This is a genomic window from Rubrivivax albus, from assembly GCF_004016515.1.
In the GTDB taxonomy this organism is placed as follows: Bacteria; Pseudomonadota; Gammaproteobacteria; order Burkholderiales; family Burkholderiaceae_C; genus Rubrivivax; species Rubrivivax albus.
Genome location: NZ_SACT01000005.1, coordinates 241,762 through 262,669, shown reverse-complemented (window position 1 = coordinate 262,669; position 20,908 = coordinate 241,762). Strand labels below are relative to the sequence as shown.

Annotated in this window: 18 protein-coding genes; 5 read left to right on the top strand and 13 right to left on the bottom strand. The window is 68.4% G+C overall.

Annotation, left to right across the window (positions count from 1 at the left end; genetic code table 11):
* The first annotated feature begins 110 nt into the window (after positions 1 to 110).
* The gene (locus ENE75_RS16305; protein WP_112190002.1) at positions 111 to 2,591 is read left to right on the top strand and encodes an AAA family ATPase; all 2,481 of its coding nucleotides are present in this window, start codon (positions 111 to 113) and stop codon (positions 2,589 to 2,591) included.
* Positions 2,592 to 2,615: 24 nt separating this feature from the next.
* Here ENE75_RS16305 and ENE75_RS16300 read toward each other — a convergent pair whose 3' ends face one another.
* From ENE75_RS16300 to ENE75_RS16270, 7 genes are all read right to left on the bottom strand, one after another.
* The gene (locus tag ENE75_RS16300; protein WP_127997788.1) at positions 2,616 to 2,849 is read right to left on the bottom strand and encodes a hypothetical protein; all 234 of its coding nucleotides are present in this window, start codon (positions 2,847 to 2,849) and stop codon (positions 2,616 to 2,618) included.
* Positions 2,850 to 2,916: 67 nt separating this feature from the next.
* The gene (locus ENE75_RS16295; protein WP_112190001.1) at positions 2,917 to 3,360 is read right to left on the bottom strand and encodes a hypothetical protein; all 444 of its coding nucleotides are present in this window, start codon (positions 3,358 to 3,360) and stop codon (positions 2,917 to 2,919) included.
* Positions 3,353 to 4,288 (bottom strand): hypothetical protein, encoded by a 936-nt coding sequence (locus ENE75_RS16290; RefSeq protein WP_128199377.1) that lies wholly within the window; start codon positions 4,286 to 4,288, stop codon positions 3,353 to 3,355. Before ENE75_RS16290 ends, ENE75_RS16295 begins: the two co-directional genes overlap by 8 nt.
* The gene (locus ENE75_RS16285; protein WP_128199376.1) at positions 4,285 to 5,247 is read right to left on the bottom strand and encodes a site-specific integrase; all 963 of its coding nucleotides are present in this window, start codon (positions 5,245 to 5,247) and stop codon (positions 4,285 to 4,287) included. Before ENE75_RS16285 ends, ENE75_RS16290 begins: the two co-directional genes overlap by 4 nt.
* Before the next feature lie 9 nt (positions 5,248 to 5,256).
* A complete protein-coding gene (locus tag ENE75_RS16280) occupies positions 5,257 to 6,999 on the bottom strand; it encodes a site-specific integrase (RefSeq protein WP_128199375.1) in 1,743 nt (580 codons plus the stop codon).
* The gene (locus ENE75_RS16275; protein ID WP_128199374.1) at positions 6,996 to 8,186 is read right to left on the bottom strand and encodes a tyrosine-type recombinase/integrase; all 1,191 of its coding nucleotides are present in this window, start codon (positions 8,184 to 8,186) and stop codon (positions 6,996 to 6,998) included. Before ENE75_RS16275 ends, ENE75_RS16280 begins: the two co-directional genes overlap by 4 nt.
* Positions 8,187 to 8,193: 7 nt before the next feature.
* A complete protein-coding gene (locus tag ENE75_RS16270; protein WP_199232326.1) occupies positions 8,194 to 8,445 on the bottom strand; it encodes a hypothetical protein in 252 nt (83 codons plus the stop codon).
* Between the two features lie 223 nt (positions 8,446 to 8,668).
* Here ENE75_RS16270 and ENE75_RS16265 point away from each other — a divergent pair, with 223 nt between their 5' ends.
* Entirely contained in the window at positions 8,669 to 10,975 is a 2,307-nt protein-coding gene (locus ENE75_RS16265; RefSeq protein WP_128199373.1) for a coiled-coil domain-containing protein, read from the top strand.
* A 336-nt stretch (positions 10,976 to 11,311) separates the two neighbouring features.
* Here ENE75_RS16265 and ubiT read toward each other — a convergent pair whose 3' ends face one another.
* The 3 genes from ubiT to ubiU all read right to left on the bottom strand — a co-directional run bounded on the left by ubiT (position 11,312) and on the right by ubiU (position 13,895).
* Positions 11,312 to 11,737, bottom strand: coding sequence for a ubiquinone anaerobic biosynthesis accessory factor UbiT (gene ubiT, locus ENE75_RS16260; protein ID WP_233259123.1), 426 nt, complete (start codon positions 11,735 to 11,737; stop codon positions 11,312 to 11,314).
* Positions 11,738 to 11,823: 86 nt separating this feature from the next.
* Positions 11,824 to 12,753 (bottom strand): U32 family peptidase, encoded by a 930-nt coding sequence (locus ENE75_RS16255; RefSeq protein WP_259371714.1) that lies wholly within the window; start codon positions 12,751 to 12,753, stop codon positions 11,824 to 11,826.
* Positions 12,754 to 12,857: 104 nt separating this feature from the next.
* A complete protein-coding gene (gene ubiU, locus ENE75_RS16250; RefSeq protein WP_128199370.1) occupies positions 12,858 to 13,895 on the bottom strand; it encodes a ubiquinone anaerobic biosynthesis protein UbiU in 1,038 nt (345 codons plus the stop codon).
* Between the two features lie 222 nt (positions 13,896 to 14,117).
* Between ubiU and ENE75_RS16245 the strand changes: the two genes are divergently transcribed.
* From ENE75_RS16245 to ENE75_RS16235, 3 genes are all read left to right on the top strand, one after another.
* The gene (locus tag ENE75_RS16245; protein ID WP_128199369.1) at positions 14,118 to 16,145 is read left to right on the top strand and encodes a ribonucleoside triphosphate reductase; all 2,028 of its coding nucleotides are present in this window, start codon (positions 14,118 to 14,120) and stop codon (positions 16,143 to 16,145) included.
* Between the two features lie 71 nt (positions 16,146 to 16,216).
* A complete protein-coding gene (nrdD, locus tag ENE75_RS25400) occupies positions 16,217 to 16,441 on the top strand; it encodes an anaerobic ribonucleoside-triphosphate reductase (RefSeq protein WP_233259121.1) in 225 nt (74 codons plus the stop codon).
* 9 nt (positions 16,442 to 16,450) lie between these two features.
* Positions 16,451 to 17,131 (top strand): anaerobic ribonucleoside-triphosphate reductase activating protein, encoded by a 681-nt coding sequence (locus ENE75_RS16235; protein ID WP_128199368.1) that lies wholly within the window; start codon positions 16,451 to 16,453, stop codon positions 17,129 to 17,131.
* A 48-nt stretch (positions 17,132 to 17,179) separates the two neighbouring features.
* Here the strand turns inward: ENE75_RS16235 and ENE75_RS16230 are convergent, their stop codons facing one another.
* The 3 genes from ENE75_RS16230 to ENE75_RS16220 all read right to left on the bottom strand — a co-directional run bounded on the left by ENE75_RS16230 (position 17,180) and on the right by ENE75_RS16220 (position 20,731).
* Positions 17,180 to 18,499, bottom strand: a complete 1,320-nt coding sequence (locus ENE75_RS16230) for an NnrS family protein (protein ID WP_128199367.1) — start codon at positions 18,497 to 18,499, stop codon at positions 17,180 to 17,182.
* Positions 18,496 to 19,209 carry a glutamine amidotransferase gene (locus ENE75_RS16225; RefSeq protein WP_128199366.1) on the bottom strand — a complete coding sequence of 238 codons (714 nt, stop codon included), beginning with the start codon at positions 19,207 to 19,209 and terminating at the stop codon, positions 18,496 to 18,498. The genes ENE75_RS16230 and ENE75_RS16225 overlap by 4 nt, the downstream gene beginning before the upstream one ends.
* Positions 19,210 to 19,543: 334 nt before the next feature.
* Complete coding sequence (locus ENE75_RS16220) at positions 19,544 to 20,731, bottom strand: HPP family protein (protein ID WP_158288975.1); 1,188 nt, start codon at positions 20,729 to 20,731, stop codon at positions 19,544 to 19,546.
* Positions 20,732 to 20,908 lie beyond the last annotated feature (177 nt).

Sequence of the window (20,908 nt, the reverse complement as noted above, 5' to 3'; positions counted from 1 at the left end):
TCGCGGAGCATCGCCACCTGCGGCAAAGCTCGTGAACGGTCGTCCCTGACAACCGTTGAAGGCGCCGTCGGCCATGAGAGCCTGATCGGAGATCAACTCCGAGGCATCCCATGCAGCCGCTCCGACTCACCCTCAAAGGCTTCCGCGGCATCCGCGACGGCCTGGGCCGCGACGAAATCACCCTCGACCTCGAGCGCCTGGCGGACGGCGCCAACCTGATCGCCATCGTCGGCGCCAACGGCAGCGGCAAGTCGACGATCATGGACTGCCTCACGCCCTTCATGGGACTGCCAAGCCGGGTCGCGTTGGCCGGTGCGGGCGGCTTCTCCTACTACGACCACGTCTACCTGCCCGAGAGCGTGAAGGACCTGACCTGGGCGCACGAGGGCCGATGCTATCGGTCGCAGATCGTCATCCGCCTCAACGGCCGCCGCCGCACCGAGGCGTTCCTGCACACGCTCGACGATGCCGGATGCTGGCGGCCGGTGCAACTCGATGACGGTATGCAGTCCGACGGCCGGGTGGAGACGTACACGCGCTGCGTCGAGAGCCTCTGCGGCAGTGCCGAGACGTTCTTCACCTCGGTGTTCGCCGCACAAGGCAAACGGCAGCTCAGCACCTATCGCAACGCTGAAATCAAGACGCTGCTGGCCGACCTGCTCGGGCAGGAGGAGATCCAGGAACTGGGCCAGAAGGCCGCAGAAATCGTCCGCCTGCTGAAAGCGGGACTGGCAACCCAGCGTCAGGAACTGGCCGGGCTCGACGCGGAGGATCAGCGCCTCGACGCGGTGCGCCGAAAACTCGACGGCGCCGACGATCGTGTGTCGGCGGCCGAGCGCGCGAAGACGGCGGCACAGGCCGCCCTGGAGGCCGCCCAGGCGCGGCACGCCCGCGTGGTGGTCGAACGCGAGCAGTCGCAGGCTACCGATGCCCGGCGGGCACAGCTCGTGGCCGAACGGCAAGCCGCGCTGGCAAGCGCGACTCAGGCGCTGCGCGCGCTCGATGCTCAGGAACAGGCCGAGCAGCAGCGGCTGGAACGCCTCGATCAGCGGGTCGCCAGCCGATTGCAGCAGGAACGACAGCGGCGGCGGGCCTTGGGCCAGTCCCGGCAGCGATGCCTGGTGGTGCTTGCCGAGGCCGGCGCGGTGCGGCACGCCGAAAGGCGCCTGCCGCTGGCGCAACGCGTGCAGACGCAGCGCAGTGCACGCACGCAGGCGTGCCGCGAGCAGGTTCATCAGCTGACGCAGTGCCAGGGGGCGGTACGTCTTGCAGAGCAGCGCGTCGCCGGCATCGAACGGGACGCGGGTCGGGCCGTGCTGAAGGCCGAGGAACTGGCGCGCCGGTTCGGATTGACCGGCGAGGTGCCTTGCGCCGGCACGGACCTGCAGGGGCGTTGCAAGCTGCTGGGTGATGCGCGCGAGGCGCAGGCGCTGATCCCGAACGCCCAGGCGCAGGTCGCTCGGCTGGCCGGCGAGAAGTCCGAGGCGAAACGGGAGCTCACCGACGCACGCCAGCGCTACGAGGCACTGGCCGGCGCGCCGCAGGCCCTGGCGCAGGCCGAGTTCCACGAGACCGTCGCACGCGAGCGGGTGAACCGCTTGTCCGTGATGTGCTCGAAGGCCCAGGCGTGCGCGCAGGCGCAGGCGACCTTGGTCGAGGTCGAGCGGGAGCTGCAGGCGCTGGGGCCCGAGGTGGGTGACGGTGCCGCCGCCGAGACCGCCGACGAGCGCGCGGAGCGCCAACAGATCGCCGCAGCGCGGGCGGCGATCGGGCAACAACGGGATCTTCAGACCACGCACTCCGGCGCGGCGCTGGCGCGCCTGGATCAAGCGCTCGGGTCGCTGCCTCCCGCCTTCGACGAGCAGCAGGTCGCGCAGGCTGCGCGGGCACTGGGCGCCGCGCGGGAAGCGCTCGCCGCAGCCGAGCAGTCGATGCTCACGGCGGTGCGCGAGGCGCAGACGCTCGACGAGGTCGCCAAGCAAGAGGGCGTGCTGGATGAACGTCGCGAACGCCTGCGCGCGCATTGCGCCCGCGTCGAGGATGAACTGGGCAACTGGAGCCTCTTCGCGCGCTGCATGAGCAACGACGGGCTGATCGCGCTGGCGATCGACGACGCGGGGCCTGCGCTGTCGGCACTGGGGAACGACCTGCTGCTGGCCTGCTACGGACCGCGCTTCACGGTGTCCATCCACACCTTGCTGGAAACGTCCAAGGGCGAGCAGAAGGAGGGCTTCGACATCGTCGTGCACGACGGCGACACCGGCGACAGCAAGAGCGTCAGCATGATGAGCGGCGGCGAGCGGACCTTGGTGGAGCTGTGCCTGACCCGGGCGATCGCGTTGTACCTTGCCCGCAACACCGGGCGCCGCTACACGACGCTGTTCACCGACGAAGCAGACGGCGCACTGGATCCGCAGCGCAAACGCATGTTCATGGCGATGAAGCGGGAAGTGCTGCGCCTGGGCGGCTACGAGCGCGAGTTCTTCATCTCGCAGACCCCCGAGCTGACGGCGATGGCGGACGCCGTGATCGACATCGACGCGCTGAGGGCGGACGGGTGCGATGCGGATCGGTGCGTGTCGCTGGCGTAGCCGATGGCGTCGCAGCGGCATCGATCACTGCGGCCCGGGCCCTGGCGTGCGCAGACGCGCTGCGCCGGCGTGCCCACCGACGCTCCACAGGTAGGCATGATCGAGAATCGGTTCGCATCCCGGATCGCTTCGGGCGAGTCGTTCCAGGGCACACAGCAGTTGGTCGGCTACGCCACGGTGCCCATCGATCACGGCCAGCTTGAAGAGCCGCAACAGTCCTCGCGCGAGCACGAGGTTCGATCCGAGGTCGCAGTTCATCGCAGACCTCCATACGGGACACCACTGCCCCATTGCTTGCAGCGTAGACCTTGTCCCCGTGTCAAGGTCAACTCCGGTTCCCGGGTGAGCGCTGCAATGGGATCACCTGGGGCCTGTGGATCCGGCGCAGGTCGGCCAACTCCCGATCGCGCCGCTCGAGCTGCAGCCGCGTCTCTTGCCAAGCCGCGAAGTAGTGGTCGACCAGCGCGGCCAGCTTGGCGAGGTGTTCGCGCAGTTCGCGATTCTCCCGGCGCAACTGGGCGGCGACGCGCTTCGCAGCCTCGGGCCGATCGCGGTGGCGGCTCTGGGCGTCGTGCAGCGCCAGCAGCACGTCGCGGTGGTACCGGTAAAGCGCGTTGCGCGAGATGCCGGCCGACTCACAAAGCGCCTTGGCGGTCAGCTCGCGCGGCGACAGGCCGGCGCCGTGCTGGCGAACCATCTCCGCCAGGGCGTCATGCAGGCGCTGGGCAGCAGGCGGTTCTGCGGAGCTGACGGGCGTCTTCCTAGGCATGATCAGTCTCCTCGGCTGTGTCCGAGCCGAGCGCGCGCAGCAGGCCACGGGCCTCGTTCATGCGCGCGCGGACGATGCGCAACGTCTGCAGCGGCAGGGCGGGTTCGTTGAGAAGCCTCTCGCTGCGTCGCACCTGTTCGAGCCAGTACGGCCGGTGCTGCGCCGAGACGACGAAGTTCTGGCAGCGCGCGCAGGTCGAGGGCTCGCGCCGGGCTGGATTGGGCCCGGTCGCGTTGCCGAGGCAGGCGCTGTGTTCCTCGCGGTAGACGCAGTAGCCCCAGTCGCACACGCCGAGCACCAAGCCGGCGTCGACGAGCAAGCGGGCGTAGCTCCTGAGGTCCTGCTTCATGCGGCTGCCCCGAAAGCGCGGGCGCTTGGCGACGATCTCGGCGCCCGCGCGCCCGCCGAGCCCGGGCGCCGCCAGCATGTGCTCCCACGCGGCGACGGACTGGTTGAGGATCTCGGCGTCGATCTCCTGGTTGAGCCGATAGTCGCTGCCGACGTAACCGTGGTCGGTCTGCGCGCGCTCGCGGTGGCCAAGATGCTGAGCCAGCGCGAAGAGGCAGCTGCGGTCGCGCAGCGCGGCAAACCTGGCGAAGGTCTTGCGCCCCTGATGCGTCGTCAGCCTCCAGGGCTTGTCGAGGTGCGACAGGCCGAGCGCGGCGCCGAAGCGCCGCAGCAGATGGCTGACGCGCGGGGCCGACGCGATCTCCAGCAGTTCGGGCTGCACCTCGTGCCACTCCCACGCGCCGTTGCCACGGCGCAGGCGCAGCCACAGTTCCGGGCGAGCCGTGAGGGCGCGATGCGGCTCGGACAGCGCCTCGAGCACCGAGATCGCCTGGACGGCCACGGGCGGTGCGACCCATTCATGGGGACAGCCATCGTAGCCGGGCTGGCGCTTGAAGATGCTGCCGACGATCACGCTCACGGTGCGCCGGCCGCATCGCCGACCAGCCGCCGCACGCAGCCGGCATGAAGGTGGAGGATCTCGCTGACACGCGGACCGACCATGTAGGAGAGGACCACGAAGCACGCCGCGTAGAGCATGTCGATGCGCCGCACGAGTTCGGACACCGACGTCACCGGCCGCTCGACGCCCGACGTACCCTCGCGTGCCCGACGCAGCGCCCTCGTTGCCCGGCCGACAGGTGCTGAGCTGTGGGGCGGCGCGGCTGCGCTCGCCATCACGCGCCGATAGGTCTCTCGGGCTTGCAGGACATGCGCCGCGTCGTGCGTCACGATCTTGACGGCGGCCTGCAGCAACACCACCGAGACAGTGTCCGGCGTGTACGGCCACGGCCGGCGCAGTCCTTCCCGGGCGCCAGCGGCTTCGTGATGGTTGCTCCCCGGGAACGGGTCGAACGAAAGACCGTCGCCGAGTTCGGCGCGACAGCGGTAGAGGTAGTTGAACAAGGCGAGGTGCCGCTGCACCGTTGAGGCGGCGCGTGTCGAGTGCCTGGACGTCGGAGACACCGACAGCCGGTGCTGGAACTGCAGCAGCGCCGGCCGATCGAGGTCGGCAAAGCGCCTGAGGCCTTCCAGGTCCATCCAGCGCACCAGCAGGCGCAGCGTGTGGAAGAAGTTCAGGACGGAACTCGGCCGCAGCGGCAGTCCCGTGTACAGCGAGCGGCCGCGTATGAGGGCGATCAGCCGCTTGCTGGTTTGCAGCAGCGGGGCATGGCGCGCGTCGGTGAAACTGCAGCCATCCTCGACCGAAAAGTCCCAGTGCAGGCGCACGGGCAGCCTCTCTTCGAGCGCATTGGTGGGCGCAAGGATCCAGGTCGAATCCTCCCAGCGCGAGTTCTTCAGGAACCATGGGCGATCGTCAGAGGTGCCGAGCGTAGTGCCGGCCGAAGTTCTCAGCGCGCTGGATCGCCGTGGTTGCATGGCGCGACCTCACCGCAGGTCAGGCAGCGGGGGAAGCTGCGCCTGCAGCCTCTGGCCGGCGTCGAGCTCGCGGGAGCCGAAGCGCGGGAGGATGTCTTCCTCCAGGATCCTCAGCTGCGGGGCATAGAGTACTTCCCAACGAGCCGGGTACAGGGTCGCCGCAGCGGCGCGCAGGTGATCGCGCGCCTGAAGCAAGCGCGCCAGCGACATCGGGTCGGGCGTGATGACGGCGTTCGGGCAGGTGAAGCAGCCCATGAAGTTCACGCAGAGGTCGCCCTGCCGAGTACCGGGTGCGATGCCCGCGAATGGATCCTTGCAGTCGAAGCCGAACAGCGTGACACCGCGGCCGCGTGGGGGAGGCGATGGTTCAGGCGCAGCGTCGCACCGCGTCTGGCTCGGACCCGACCGCCCTTCGATGTGCTCGATGAATGCACCCTGAAGATCCGCGATGCGCGAGCGGTTCTGTGCTTCGACCAGGGGCGTTTGCACGTAACGAACCGTCGTGGCGACGCTGGCGTGGTTCGCAACGGCCTTGGTGCGCAGCAGGTCACCGCTGGCGCGGTAGAAGCAGCTCAGCACGCTCGGCCGGATGCTCGCCGGAGCGAAGTGCGGCAAGCCATGGCGATCGCAGAACGCGCCGAGCTGATGGTGGACCGTGATGATCGACATCGCGTTGACCGTGAATTGCCCCTTGAACACGAAGAGCCGGTTGCGCTGCGGGGGAGGGGTCAGCGGGATCAGCCGTTCGTTCCAGGCCAGGATGTCCCGTACCAGGGCCGGCGGCCCGAATGCGTCGGCGCGGTCAAAGGTCCGGCGCTGGATGCGCGACGCGCGAGCCTTGAACCACACCAGCAACTCGCGGTCATCGAGCAAGGGCAGGGGCTGCAGGCAGTCGCGAGTGAGGTCGGCGATGGCTTCGGGGTTGCCGGCCGTGTGGATCAGGATCGCCAGGTAGTACGGCAGCAGCGAAACCGCGCGCGGGTACAGGAGGGGAGCCAGTTGCTTGGCGCCGCCGTAGCGGCGAACGGCCTTCTGCAGCCAGAAATTGCCGCTGGCCTGGGTCGTGCGCCAGTCCGGAATGATTCCTCCGTGGCGTTGATCGATCTGTTCGAGGATCCAGCCGAGAGTGCCGGGCTTGTCTGCGTCGGCGGCGCGTTGACGGGCAGCCGATTCGCGGGCCGTGCGCATCTGGGCGATCTCATCCTCACAGGCCTGGAGGATGGCGCGCAGCTGCCGACCGGAAAGCGTCGAGCGCGATGCCCGCGCGGCGGCCTTGTTGGGGAACGGCGAGAAGGGGTAATCGATGCTGGTGATCAAGTCGGGCCGACACCGCTCAAGCCATCGCAGCAGCTGGCGCAATGCCCCATAGACGGCGGCCTGCGTGGTGAGGGCCCAGATCCTGCCGTCGGCACAGCGTTGCGCGTTGAGCCACTCGATGTAGCGAACCAGCATCGCGCGGTCCAGGTCGGCGACCGATCTGAGGGACTGCGATTCGGCGGCGAACCGGGCGAAGGGCAGTATCGACTTCCAGTACGAGGCGATGCTGCGATCCGAATGGCCCCCGATATGGCCCCAGAAGGCCTGGGCGAGCGCCAGGCGCACGTCGGCTGGCAGCGGCAACGACGAGAAGTCGATGAGCGTGTGGCGAACCAGGCGAGCCGCGTCGTGGCGCGCCGGCTGTGGCGCGTGCCCCGTTCCGGCCTGCGGTCTGGTGGCCAGGGTCCGCGGAATCGGCGGGCGCCGTGAACTCACGGCTCTGCGCTGCCCGCGAGCAGCGTGTCCAGCACGTCCTTGAGGACGCAGGCGTCGACGGCGACGGCACGCAGGTACCGGTCGGTGGTCTCGATGTGCTCGTGCCCGAGCAGGATCTTCACCACGAGCAGTGGATTGACCTTGGCGCCCTCGCTGGCCAAGTACTCGAGCCGGGCCAGCAGCATGCATGCGAAGGTCGCGCGAAGCAGATGCGTCGTCGCCTTGAAGCCGCAGGCCAGGCCGGCCCGGCTGACGGCGCGCTGGTAGGCGTTCTTGCTCACCGGTGCGCCGCGGGCGTTGACGAACAACGCCGGGTGGTGGGCGGCGCGTCCCCTGCGTCGCGCGCGCTTGAGCCACGCGAAGCGAAGCCCCGAGATGTAGCCATCGGTCTCGTCGAGCAGGCTGGCCGGTGCAATCACGTAGCCCGGCTTGCGGCCCTTGCGCGTGATCTCGATGGTGTGATGCGCCGTGAGCGGGGTGGGGCGGCCGTTGATGTCGTCGACGCCGAGCCGCAGGAGTTCGCTGATCCGCAGCCCGGTGTACAGCTGCCAGCGGGCCATCAGATCGTACGGCGGGGCGAGATAGGCGAGCAGTTCGCGAGCCTGCCCGGAGACCAGCGGGCGGGGCAGCGGTTCGTATTGCCGCAGTACGAAGATGCTGCGCTCGGTGTCCGCAGCGTAGCGCGTCCGGATCGGCGAGTACCGCCTCGACACAGCGAAGTCGCGGGTCTTGTCCGCGAGCGCCGATTCGCTCAGCCAATGCGCGCGGACCGCCCAAGCATAGAACCGCAGCACGCCGCGAACCCGGTGGTTGATGGTCGTCGTCCGGTACGCACGTCCGGTGTGCGGACTGGGCTGCGACATCATGCGGTTGCGATAGGCAACCAGGTCGACAGCATCCGCCTTGTGCCAAGGGATGTCGTTCTGCTCGAGCGTGTCGAACCAGTCGTAGAGGATCTCGGTATAGGTTCTGAGCGTGTCGGCGGTGTGCGCGCGCTGGATCGCGTGCTCATGCAGGAAGGCGACCGCGGGCTCGATCAACTGCCACTGCTTCGTGAAAAGAAGCGGGAAACCGGCAGGACGCGGCTCGCGAAGCGAAGTCGCCAAAGCCTGTGCTGCAAGCTGCGCCAAGGGTTCCGGCAGGTCTGCCGGACTCGGCAGCGAAGCCTTGCGGACTATCTGGACCACGGCGCTCTTACCTCGCGGTAAAGCGCTTCACAGCGTCGACGAACGACACGCCGAGCAAGTGCATCGCCAGGTCGATGGCTCCGCCGCCACCGGCGTGCGCGCGTGTGTCGTACCACTTGACGCCCGTGGTCAGGATCTCGAACTCGCCGCGTGCCGTGCTGGCGTGCCAGCGGCGGCTGTGCTCATCCTTGAGGGGCTGATAGGTCGAATCGGGCTTGACGTGGGTGGCTAGCAGCGCGAGCGCGTCGCTGGCCGGCATCTGACGAAGCCGTGTCAACGTCGAGGCACTGAACGACCTGCGAGATCGGCGCGCAACCATCATGTCGAACCCCCGCTGAAGCTGCTGAAAACGCGGGACGCACCGGGCTACTCGCCTCTGAAAGAGGCTTGGGCTCCTCGGGCATGAACAACTGTAGGTCGTGGCGTCGAGCGAGCCAACTCTGTTGACACTCGCGAATGCAACCTAACATCCCTACCTGACCATGCCGTCGCGGGCGGCGCAGGCCGGACCGGGCGGATTCTCGTACTACGACCAGGTCTGTCTGCCCGAGAACGAGAAGGACCTGCACTGGGCGCACGCCGGGCGCTGCTACCGCTCGCAGGTGGTCATCCGCATGAACGGCCGCACCGGGAGCCGCCGCAGGACCGAGGCCTACCTGCTGACGCTGGATGACGCCGGCACGTGGTCTCCCGCCGCGCTGCCAGACGGCACCGTCTCCGACGGCAAGGTCGAGACCTATGCGCGATGCGTCGAGGCCATTTGCGGGCCGGCGGACACCTTCTTCACCTCGGTCTTCTCGGCGCAAGGGAAGCGGCAGCTCAGCACCTACCGCAACGGCGAGATCAAGGCCCTGCTGGCCGATCTGCTGGGGCAGGAGGACATCCGCGCGCTCGGTCAGAAGGCCGGCGAGACGGCGCGGCAGCTGAAGGCGGCGCTGGCGGCGTTGCGCGCCGAGGGAGCCGCGTTCGATGCCGAGCGCCAGCGATTGGAGGATGACGCCCGTCGATGGCACGGCGCGGACGAGAGGGTCAAGGCGGCGCACGCCAGCCGGCAGGCAGCCCATGAAGAACTGGAAGCTGCGCGAACGCACGAGGCGTCATTGATGGCCCTGCAGGAGCAGGCGAAGGCCATCGAGAGCCGGCGAGCGCAGTTGGTGGAGGAACTGGCGGGCGCCCGTGCCGAGGGTGATCGCACCCTGCAGGACCTGCGCACGCAGGACCGGGAGGCAACGGAGCAACTCGCACGGCTCGACGGTCGTGTGGCGCAGCGTGTCGCGCAGGCCAGGGCGCAGCGCGAACGACTGGAGGCCCGCATCCGGTCCCTGCATCGGGTGCTGGCGGACGAGGGCGCGGTGGCTCGAGCCGGCCGCCGTCTGCCGCTGGCGACAGAGGTGGTGCGTCGCCGCGAGGACCGCGTGCTGGCGCTTCGCGATGCCGTCCAGGACCTTGCGCGTCGTCGCGATGCCGTCGCAGGGCTCGGGCAGCGGCTGGCATCGCTCGAGCGCGAGGTGGGCCAGGCCGCGCTCCAGACGGAGGACCTGAGTCGCCGACTGGCCCTGAGTAACCGCGTGCCGTGCAGCGGCATGCCCATGCAGGGCCAATGCACCCTGCTGTCGGACGCACGCGAAGCGGCCGCGCTGGCGCCGAGCGCCCAGCAGCGCATCCGTCAACTCGCTGCGGAGCGGGACAGTCTTCGGCTTGAACTGCAAGCCCTGCAAGAGGTGGTCAGCCTCAACGTCGGCGCACCGCAGAGCCTGAGCCGGGCCGAGTGCCAGTCGAGGCGAGCCCTGGCCCGTCAGACGGCCTATGCCGCCTTGGCTGCGCGCGGGGCGGAGATGCTCCAGGCGCGCGCGGGTCTTGTCGAAGCGGAGGACGAACTGGCCGCTCTTCTTCCCGCTCCAGACTCCTCGGCCGGGGCGGGCATCGCGATCGACACCGACTCCGAAGCGGCCGAGCGCCGGCAGATCATCGCCAGCCGGATGCGCGTTGCCGAGCGTGTCTCGCTGCTGGAGGCTCAGACACAGGCGGCCATCCAGCGACTCCAGACCGCGATCGATGCACTGCCGTCGCCGCCGGATGCTGCGGGGCTCGCACATGCTCGAGCCCAGGTGGAGCGCTGGCATGGTGTGCTGGATGAGGCGGAGCGCTTGCATCTGGCTGCCGTCCGCGACGCGCAGGCGCTTGCCGCCCTGTCGGCCCAGATGGAGGAGCATGGCCGGCGGCGCGACGCAGCCGCGGCCCGCACGGCACGGGTGGAGCAGGAACTCGCCAAGTGGCTGCTGTTCGCCCGCTGCATGGGCAACGATGGCCTGATCGCGCTGGCCATCGACGATGCGGGGCCGACCTTGTCCGGTCTGGTGAACGACCTGCTGCTGGCCTGCTATGGCCAGCGCTTCACGGTGGCCATCGAAACCTTGCAGGAGACGGCCAAGGGCGAGCAGCGCGAGGGCTTCGACATCCGGGTCTACGACGCAGAGTCGGGCGAGGACAAGAGCGTCACGGCGATGAGCGGAGGCGAACGGGTCTGGATCAACGAGTGCCTGGTGCGGGCCGTGGCGCTGTACCTGGCGCAGAACGCCGGCCGGCGCTACGACACCCTGTTCTCCGACGAGACCGATGGACCGCTGGACCCGGAACGCAAGCGCATGTTCATGGCGATGAAGCGGCGGGTGCTGGAACTGGGTGGCTACGCGCGAGAGTTCTTTGTGTCGCAGACGCCGGAGCTGACGGGGATGGCGGATGCGTTGATCGACCTGGAGGCGATGTCCGTGGAAGGATGTTCTACGTGATCGACAGTCAACGCATCGCGGTGGGGGATGTCCTGAGAAGTGTTCTTATCAGGACGCTATTTGGTGAATCGAAAATTGTGACGCGGGACTTCGAGGTCACTCGGGGAGGGCTGTCGCACGGCGTTCGGATCCTTGGCGCTGCCCATCGACCGGCGTGAAGGCGACTGCTAGGTGTTGGATGGCCGAACGCCAGCCCAAATCGCCGCGCACCGTCTGCAGCGAGGTGGACAACGGCAGCGCCCGAGGCAGACGACGCTTGCAGCGGCGCTGGATCTGGATCCAGTTCACGCCGGGAATCGCCGATCGACTGAACGCCGGGTGAATGGTCTGCGGCGATCAGCGTTGCTCTTGGGCCCTGGTCACCGGCCACAGCGGACCGAGGGCGTCCAGCGAGTTCTTGAGCAGAAGGCCAAGCTCCGTGTCACCCTCCATCATCAGCACGCGATCGAAGAACAAGCGATCAGGATCGTCCAGGCCGCGAGCCAGCCGCCACCAGCCTGAGGTCCGGGAGGCGATGCGCAGCGCCGCCACCGCCTGCTCGCCGGCTGCTGAGAAGCCCCACGGGCCCGCGCAAAGCCTCACGCGCACGCCCAGGTCGGTGATTTCCAGTGCCACGACGCGACCCGCCAACCCGTCACGCAACTCGGGCGGGAAGCGCGGCCACAACGCCCCGTTGATGGCCGCGGCCACCAGTGCCGATGGCGGCGCGCTGGGCAATTGGGTGATGCCCCCGGCCAGCTTGGCGATCGCGCGCGCCAGCAAGGGTGGCGGTGGTGCCAAGCGGTCCAAGTGGGCAGCGACCGCAGCGACCCGGGCGGACAACCACCGCGGTGGTCGGCGAATGGAGATCATGCGTCGACTCCCGCCACTTCCGCCTGGACCGCGTTCATGCCCGCGCCGCCGAAGGCGTACCCGGTCACGAGTGGATGAGGGACGCCGGCTTCGGCCCAGCCGGCCAGTCGTCCCTCGGCCGGCTGGTCGCCGTTCAAGACAGCGTCGAAGTCCTCGATCACTTTCGTGAAGCCGGATGACTGCGGCGACAGCCGCACGCGGGTAGCCCCGCAGGATGCCAGCGCCGCGTCATGCTCCAGCAGGTTGTGCACGCCGGCCGATTGAATCTGGGTGCCGTTGAGCACCAGGAATGACTGGCCTTCGGTACTGCGGACCAGGCGGCCATCAGGATCGTCCATGCAGGGGTAGCCGCACTGATCCTTGGGAACGCTGGCATGGCGCGCAGTGAAGCAACGCGCCGAGAACGACAGCGGCAATCGGCCAAATGCCCACACCTCGGTGACTATGGCACCGCCGTCGGGTCCACGCACGGGCCGTCCCGCCGGGTTGATATGAGCGACCGCAGCGAGCGACAGCTCCAGTGGCGGCACCCAGCGCAGCACGCCCAGATCGGCATGTTCGCGCAGCGCGGCCTGGCTGTAGACGTTGACGTGCGGACCCAGCACCAGCGGCACGCGGCCGTGCAGCAAGGCCAGTGCCGACGCATCGCCGGCCTCCACGGCATGGCAGGCAAGATGGGCGTGGCGCTCGATCAGGCGCAGATCGGCCTCGGTTTCCACCAGCGCCTGCGTGGCCAGGATGACCTGCTTGCCGGCCTGGGTGAGCTCGCGCGCCAGCGCCAGCCAGTCGTCCAGGCGCAACTCGCGGCGGCGCGCGCACACCACTTCGCCCAGGACCACGCAGTCGGCGGGCGATTCGGCGATCTCGGCGTAGAAGTCCAACAGGCGTGCACGCGACCAGAGGTACAGCACGGGGCCTACGGTCAGGCCGAAGCGTCTGGACTTCGATTCGGATAGAAGGGGCAGCGCCGGGGCCTGAGCGACGGACGTGTCGCGAGTAGCGTGGTGAGGGGCATCCATGGGCGGTTCCTTTATCGCCAGGGGCGCTCGAACGCACCCAGCGTGGTCTGCGCCCCTTCCGCATGGCGCGACAGCGCCTGGGTCCATGCCGGCTGGGGCTGGAAAGTCTGGCTTTGCGCGGCGGCAGCGCAGGCAGCGTCGATCGCCGCGCGCCAGGTACGTGTGACATCGCCCACATAGGCGGCGCTGCGCTGACGGCCCTCGATCTTGAAAGCGCGCACGCCCATGGCGATGAGCTGCGGCAGGATCGCCATGGTGTTGAGGCTCGTGGGTTCTTCCAGCGCATGCGAGCGTTGGCCATCCACATCGAATCGACCCTTGCACAACGTGGGGTAGCCGCGCGGCTCATCCGGGGAGTAGTGGTCGATCAGCACACCGCCCAGCCTGGCGCGCACGCCGTCGGCCCCCTCTTGCCATCGCACGGCGGCCGCCGGCGAGCAAACTCCGGCCGTGTTGGGTGACTGTCCGGTGGCATAGGACGACAGCGCGCAGCGGCCCTCGACCATCACGCACAGGCTGCCGAAGGCGAAGACCTCGATTTCCACTGAGGTTCGTTCGATGATCTTGGCGATCTGATCCGCTGCCACAACACGTGGCAGCACGGCCCGCTGCACACCGTAGCGCTGGCGGTAGAACTCAATGGCCGCATGGCTGGTGGCCGAGGCCTGCACCGATAGGTGCAGGCGCAGGCTCGGCAGATGACGCACGCAGTGGCCCATCACCGCGGTGTCGGCCACGATCAGCGCGTCGGCACCCAGCTCGGCGGCCTTGTCGGCCGCGGCGAACCAGGGCTCGGGGCTGCGCGCGTCGGCAAAGGTGTTCAGCGCCATCAGCACCTGCGCGCCACGCCGATGTGCGTAGGCGATGCCTTCGCGGATCTGTGTCTCGTCGAAGTTCAGGCCGGCGAAGTTGCGGGCGTTGGTCGCGTCCTTCAGGCCCAGATAGACGGCATTGGCGCCGGCATCCACGGCCACGGTGAGGGCACGCAGGCTGCCGGCTGGGCAGACAAGTTGGGGGCTTGAGGGCAGGTTGGTGTGCGTGGCCAGCATGGGAGAAGGGGCCGGTGCGCGACGCTGGCCTCGGAATGGCAGGCAAAACGGAGGAGTCTGGAAACGCGCGGCAAGTATGGTCTTGCGCTAACGCAAAGAGATATCCAGAGTCCACAGGCTGAGATCGCCCAAGAGCATGTGCTGGATCAAATCCACTTCGACTGATCGCCAAGGACACTACATATAGCGTTTTTGTCCAGTACCAAACACTATAGGTAGCGCATGCAGCATCAACTCCAGGTGAACCCGTTCGCGCCTGTGGCGGTCATCAAGCGCGAAGGCCAGAGCGCGCCGTTCCAAGTCAGCAAGATCGCCGACGCGCTGGCGCGCGCGGGTGTCGCCACTGGCGAGTTCGGCGCCGCGCGTGCGCAGGACCTGGCACAACAGGTCACCGCGCGGCTGGCCGGCCGCGTGGCGCACATCGAGCGCATCCAGGACGAAGCCGAGGCCGTGCTGATCGAGTCCGGCCATCTCGAAACGGCGCGTGCCTACATCGCCTACCGCGAGCAGCACCGCCTGTTGCGTGCCGACCGCGGCTGCATGGTCGATGTGGGTCGATCGGTCAACGAATATCTGGCCCGCGAGGACTGGCGCGTCAACGCCAACGCCAATCAGGGCTATTCGCTGGGCGGGCTGATCTTGAACGTGGCCGGCAAGGTGACGGCTAACTACTGGCTGGAGCATGTGTACCCGCCGGCCGTGGGGCAGGCCCACCGCGAGGCCGACCTTCACCTCCACGACCTCGACATGCTTTCGGGCTATTGCGCCGGCTGGTCGTTGCGAACGCTGCTGCACGAGGGCTTGAATGGGATCCCGGGCAAAGTGGACTCGGCGCAGCCCAAACACCTGTCGAGCGCGATCGGGCAGATCGTCAACTTCCTGGGCACGCTGCAGAACGAATGGGCCGGCGCCCAGGCCTTCAGCTCCTTCGACACCTACCTGGCGCCCTACGTACGCGTCGACGCGCTGGGCTACGAACAGGTGCGCCAGTGCCTGCAGGAGCTGGTGCACAACCTCAACGTGCCCTCGCGATGGGGGACCCAGACGCCCTTCACCAATCTCACCTTTGACTGGACGTGCCCGGAAGACCTGCGCGAGCAGGTGCCTGTGATCGCCGGGCGCGAGATGCCCTTTTCCTATGGCGACCTGCAGGCCGAGATGGACCTGATCAACCGCGCCTACATCGACGTGATGTGCGCCGGCGATGCCAAGGGCCGAGCCTTCACCTTTCCCATCCCCACCTACAACATCACACGCGACTTCGACTGGGAGCATCCCAACTGCGACGCGCTGTTCGAGATGACGGCGCGCTACGGCCTGCCGTACTTCCAGAACTTCCTCAACAGCGACCTGCAGCCGCACATGGTGCGCAGCATGTGCTGCCGGCTGCAGCTCGACCTGCGCGAACTGCTCAAGCGTGGCAACGGCCTGTTCGGCTCGGCCGAGCAGACCGGCTCGGTCGGTGTCGTCACGCTCAACGGGGCCCGCCTGGGCTACCTGTATGCCGGCGACGAGGCCGCGCTGCTGGCGCGTACCGACGAGCTGCTGGACCTGGCGCGCGACAGCCTCGAGACCAAGCGCAAGGTGATCCAGGGCTACATCGACGGTGGCCTGTACCCCTACACCAAGCGCTACCTCGGCACGCTGCGCAATCACTTCTCGACCATCGGCGTGAACGGCGTCAACGAGATGATCCGCAACTTCAGCGGCGGCACCGAGAACATCACAACGCCGTGGGGCGAAGCGTTCGCGCTGCGCTGGCTGCAGCACATCCGCGTGCGTATGACGGAGTTCCAGGAGGGCACCGGCCACCTCTTCAACCTGGAGGCCACGCCGGCCGAGGGCACGACCTATCGCTTCGCCAAGGAGGACCGGCGGCGCTACCCTGGCATCCTGCAGGCCGGAAGCGAGCAGCAGCCCTACTACACCAACTCCACCCAGCTGCCGGTGGGCTTCACCAGCGATCCGTTCGAGGCACTGGCTCGCCAGGAGCCGCTACAGCGCCTGTACACCGGCGGCACGGTGCTGCACCTCTACCTGGGTGAGCGCTTGCCGGATGCCCAGGCCTGCCGCAGCCTGGTGCGGCGTGCGCTGGAGAACTTCCGCCTGCCCTACATCACCGTCACGCCCACGTTCTCCATCTGCCCGGTTCACGGCTACCTGTCGGGCGAACACCAATTCTGTCCGCAGTGCGACGAGCTGGCGTTGCAGCGCAAGCGCAGCGCGCAAGCCGATGCGGCCGTCACCTGAGTCCAGGCCCCCGGCGCAGGGTGCGCCGGGGGCCCGCTCCATGCATCAAACCAGCCCTTGAAAGGAACTTCATGAGCCACAGCCAGACCCCCATCCACCATCCGGAACTCGCCATCCACGAGCGCCAGCCCTGCGAGGTCTGGACCCGCGTGATGGGCTACCACCGGCCGGTGGCCTCGTTCAACATCGGCAAGCAAGGCGAGCATGCCGAGCGCCTGAGCTTCGTGGCCACGGACTGCGCCATGGTGACCGAGGATCTTGCCGAGGCCTCGCAGCAGCTTCCGGCCTGCGCCTGAGTGTCATCCATGGTGGTCGCCGATGCCTTGTCGGTGGGCGGCTTCGAGCCTTTCTCTACGCAGGACTGGCCGGGCCGTTTGGCGGCCGTCGTCTTCGTGCAAGGCTGTCCCTGGCGCTGCAGCTACTGTCACAACCCGGGTTTGCAGTCTCAGTGCGCGCCCCAGGCCGGGCTTCGCTGGGCTGACTTGCGTGCGCGCTGGCAGGACCGCATCGGCCTGCTCGACGGACTGGTGTTCAGCGGCGGTGAACCTACGCTCGACCCGGCGCTGCCCTCGGCCCTGGCCGAAGTGCGTGAGGTAGGCTTGGCCACGGCACTGCACACGGCTGGCGTGTCGGCCGCGCACTTGAGCCGCGTGCTGCCGCTGCTGGACTGGGTGGCGCTGGACATCAAGGCCGCGCCACCCCAACTGCCGGGGCTGACGGGCGCGCCGGGCAGCGTGCGGGAAACCGCGCGGGCGCTGCAGCTGGTGCAGCAGTCAGGCGTGGCGTACGAACTGCGCACCACATGGCATCCGCGGTGGCTGCCCGAGCCTGCGCTGCTGATGCTGGCCGATTGGCTATCGTCGCACGGCGTGCAGCGCTGGGTGTTGCAGGCGGGACGCCCGCCCGGCGGCGGCCCGGCCGCGGCGCTCGCCGCGTCATGGCGCGAGGCGCTGAAGGCACGTGTCCCGCAACTCAGCCTCCGTTGATCGTCGGGCCGCACACGGCCTGCGACGTCGACCGACACTTCTCGGCCGTCAACGCTTCTCGATTGCGGCAATGATCGGTGATTGGGACAAACGCGAGCGGACTCTGGGCGGTTGGCCCAGCCAGCGGCCATGCCGCAGCAGCCAGACCGCGGTCACGAAGCTCCAGGCCACGGCGGCAGCAGGCAGCCAAACCGAAGCGGCCTGCGGCCAGAGCAAGGCGCAAAGTCGGGCGAGCACGGCGGTCTGAAGCACCACATAGAGCACGCGGGCGACACCGTCGATCGCGCGGGCGATTCCCTGGTGCGCGGCGCTCACGCGTGTCGCCATGGTCAGCAATGTGCCACCTAGGTAACCCATGCCCAAGGCGTGCAGGCCGGCGAGTTCGAGCCGCCTGGCACTCTCATCGGACAACGCAGGGACCGCCGCAGCCGTCAACAGAAGCAACGCCAGCAGCCACCACAAGGCCGCGCCGAAAAGCATCCTCAGCATGGGCGTGCGCATCGCGGGGTGTCCCACCCAGCGAAGTGTGAGGCCAGCACTGGCGACGCACACGACGGCCAGATGGCCGAAGCCAACGAACCGCAGCCACGGGGGCAGCGGGGCCATGATGGGCAACAACGCGCAGACCGCCTGGACAGGGACGAGCGATACCAGCAGCCACAGCGGCCAATGGGGCCAACCTCGATCCAGCGCCGGCCACAGGCCGTCGCCGAGGAAGGGAAGCATGCGATGCGAGGCTGCCACGAAGACCAGGACGGGTCCGCACCACAACCCGGCGTGTGCCAGAGGCTGCAGCCACTCCACGCAACCGGTGGCCAAGGCCAGCGCTGCGGCCAGGAGTGTCAGCGTCATGGCTGCCATGGCAATGGTGATCAGAGCGACGTGCACGCGCTCTCCGGGGCGACCCGTTCGCAGCAGGGCCAGCACCCGTTCGACCAGGAGCGACTGGCCAATCGCAGCCGCGAGCAACATGGCCGCAACGGCTCGAGCGTTCACCCCGGCAAGTGGCAGCGCCAGCAGCCAGCCTGCCGAAAACAATCCCACTCCCACGCGAAGCTGGCGCGTGTCGATGGGGATGGTATGTAGCCACCGCGGACCTGCGGTGAACACGAAGCCGGCCACGAACAAGGGCATGGTGCCCAGGCTGAACCAGAGTCCGTGCCACGCCACCGAGGGCACCATGTGCTGAGAATCGCCGGCGCGTGGTCCAGCGAGCAACTCGGCGGCCCACCAGCCGGCGCTGACCGCCCATTGCACGCCGGCCCAGAAGAAGCACAGCCGATGGGGCGAGCTGAGCAGCCGTTGGGCACGCCAGCTTGACGCGCGTGTCGACTCGGCTGCAGCGGCCTCAGGGGGCGGAAGACTCATTCAGCAGACGCCAGACCCACCTCGGCCAGCCAGCGCCGCCAGGCCAGAGCCGCCTGCCGAGCCAGTGTGCCGGACCGGGCCGCCGTCTCGGCGCGCAACGCGGGCACGTCGACGCCGGTCTGGGCAAGTTCCAGCGCGTGGCCGACCAGCCAGCGCTCGAACGTGGCACCGTCCAGTTCGGGATGGCATTGCAGGCCCAGCACATGCTGCTGCCACCGGTAGGCCTGATGGCGGTACGAGCCCGTGCTGGCCAGCAGCTGAGCGCCTTCGGGCAGGTCGAAGGTGTCGCCGTGCCAGTGCAGCATCGAGGTCAACTCGCCGTCCAGCGGAGCCAGGGCCGAAGCGCGCCCTGCGGCGCTCAGCTGCAGCGGCGTCCAGCCGAGTTCCTTCGACGGGCGGGGGTACACGCGAGCGCCCAGCGCGGCGGCGATCAGCTGGGCCCCCAGGCAGATGCCGAGCGTGGGCCGACCGGCCAGCAGGCGCGTTCGCAGCCACGCGATCTCGTGCGCGAGCCAGGGGTAGGCGGCGACCTCGTAGACACCGATGGGGCCGCCCAGCACCACGACCAGGCCCGCGGCGGGATCGACGTGGGCCAGCTCCGGGCTCCAGCCGTCCAGATAGCGGGGTGCCATGCCGGCGTGGTCCAAGACGGGCGCGAGGGTGCCGAGGTCCTCGAATGCGACGTGCTGGATGGCGAGGCTGCTTGTCACGATGAAACCGGCTCCTGAGGCCTGGGGGCTGAGAACGTCATGGCCCCGCCGCCCGCCGCGTCCGGCCCAGAAACTCCGAAACCAGCCCAAAAAACGCCGCTCACCAGGCCGCTACCGCGATCGCGAAGAACATGCGCGGAACGGCATCGAGAAACCCGATCCCCATCACCTCGATCATGCGCTTCGTCCTCGCAGCGTACATGCTGAGCGGGAACACCACGCCCCAGTAGAGCGTGCACAGCGCAGCGGAAGGCGTCGGTAGGCATGGCACCACTGCCCCGTGCCCGTGGTGAAGTGTCGTGGGAGTGACTCGCCATGTTTCAACGACGCCGGCTCAGGTCGACTTGACCGTCTGAAGTGAGGACTGCGAGCGGTACAAGGCGGCCATCAGGTCCGACTGGGTCACCATGCCAGAAAGCCGGCGCTCCGCGTCGACGACGGGCAAGTGGTGCATGCCCTCGTCGGACAGCCTGGGCACCAGCTCGACCACCGCGTCTTCTTCTGTCACGGTGTGCACGGGGCTGGTCATGATCTGCCCGACGACCTCGGCCTTGTCGGAGTAGTCCCCCGGCGTGGGCGCCAGCAGCTTGCGGATACGCTGCCCCAGGCTCAGGTGATCGCGCGGGTCCAGCCGGGCGTGCTTGAGGAAGTCCACCAGTGTGACGACGCCGATCACCCGGCGGGCACGGTCCACCACGGGCAGCGCCCGGATGCGGTGGCGGTGGAGCAAGGTCCAGGCCTCCTGAAGCGGAGTGGCGAATTCCACCGTGACCAGATCGCGCGACATGATGTCGGCGCAGCGCACCTTGCCGAACTGCCGCTCCCAGGCCAGCCCCTGGGCGTGCCGCAACACCTGCTCCAGCGACTGGCTGTCGATGTCGAAGAGTTCGTTGAAGCTGCGCAACGCGGCGTCCAGGTCTTCGATGGTCATGCCGATGCGGTCCTGCGGCGCTGCGTCTGTCGTGCGATGGCGGTTGGCGTGGACCACCGGATGCGGCGCCACGTGGTTGTGGGTCAGACGCCGCCACAGCAGCGCACAGGCGACGAGCACCACCGAGTTCACCGCAATCGGCGTCAGCGCAAAGCCGTAACCCAGGTTGTGCACCGTCGCGCCACCGACTACCGCCGTGATGGCCACCGCGCCTGCGGGGGGATGCACGCAGCGCAAGGGAAACATCAGCGCCAGTGCCAGGCCTCCGGCCAGCGCTGCGGACAGGGGCGAGGCACCCAAGGTGCGAAAGATGAACACACCCACCAGCGCGGCCATGAGGTTGCCCACCACCACCGGCCAGGGCTGCGCCAGCGGGCTGCTGGGAACGGCGAACAGCAGCACGGCCGAGGCGCCCATCGGCGCGCCGAGCCAGACCGAGTCGGCACCCCACGCCCACCAGCTCAGGCCGCCTGTGAGCAGCAGCCCAAGCGCGGCGCCGGTGACGTCACGCGTTCGTTCGCGTGCATCGACGGTCTGCCGCTGGAAGCCCAGCCATAGCAGCCCTCGGCTGTTTTCCAGCAGATTCTTCATCGTCGCGCAGGGAGTCAGGATGGTCCAGACGCGTGACCATCCCGCGAAAGTTGTCCGGGCCCCCATTGGACCCGATCCATGATCATTGACTTCGCGATGGCGATGCCGGATCTCAACCCGCCCGCAGCCGTCGCGTCGTCGGTCACGTACTCCGCCGACTGCTCATGAGGGGCGTTG

Coding starts and splice junctions, on each gene's coding strand:
- ENE75_RS16305 (WP_112190002.1), top strand. CDS start 111: ATGCAGCCGCTCCGACTCACCCTCAAAGGCTTCCGCGGCATCCGCGAC.
- ENE75_RS16300 (WP_127997788.1), bottom strand. CDS start 2,849: ATGAACTGCGACCTCGGATCGAACCTCGTGCTCGCGCGAGGACTGTTG.
- ENE75_RS16295 (WP_112190001.1), bottom strand. CDS start 3,360: ATGCCTAGGAAGACGCCCGTCAGCTCCGCAGAACCGCCTGCTGCCCAG.
- ENE75_RS16285 (WP_128199376.1), bottom strand. CDS start 5,247: ATGCAACCACGGCGATCCAGCGCGCTGAGAACTTCGGCCGGCACTACG.
- ENE75_RS16270 (WP_199232326.1), bottom strand. CDS start 8,445: ATGCCGGCCAGCGACGCGCTCGCGCTGCTAGCCACCCACGTCAAGCCC.
- ENE75_RS16265 (WP_128199373.1), top strand. CDS start 8,669: ATGCCGTCGCGGGCGGCGCAGGCCGGACCGGGCGGATTCTCGTACTAC.
- ubiU (WP_128199370.1), bottom strand. CDS start 13,895: ATGCTGGCCACGCACACCAACCTGCCCTCAAGCCCCCAACTTGTCTGC.
- ENE75_RS16245 (WP_128199369.1), top strand. CDS start 14,118: ATGCAGCATCAACTCCAGGTGAACCCGTTCGCGCCTGTGGCGGTCATC.
- nrdD (WP_233259121.1), top strand. CDS start 16,217: ATGAGCCACAGCCAGACCCCCATCCACCATCCGGAACTCGCCATCCAC.
- ENE75_RS16235 (WP_128199368.1), top strand. CDS start 16,451: ATGGTGGTCGCCGATGCCTTGTCGGTGGGCGGCTTCGAGCCTTTCTCT.
- ENE75_RS16230 (WP_128199367.1), bottom strand. CDS start 18,499: ATGAGTCTTCCGCCCCCTGAGGCCGCTGCAGCCGAGTCGACACGCGCG.
- ENE75_RS16220 (WP_158288975.1), bottom strand. CDS start 20,731: ATGAAGAATCTGCTGGAAAACAGCCGAGGGCTGCTATGGCTGGGCTTC.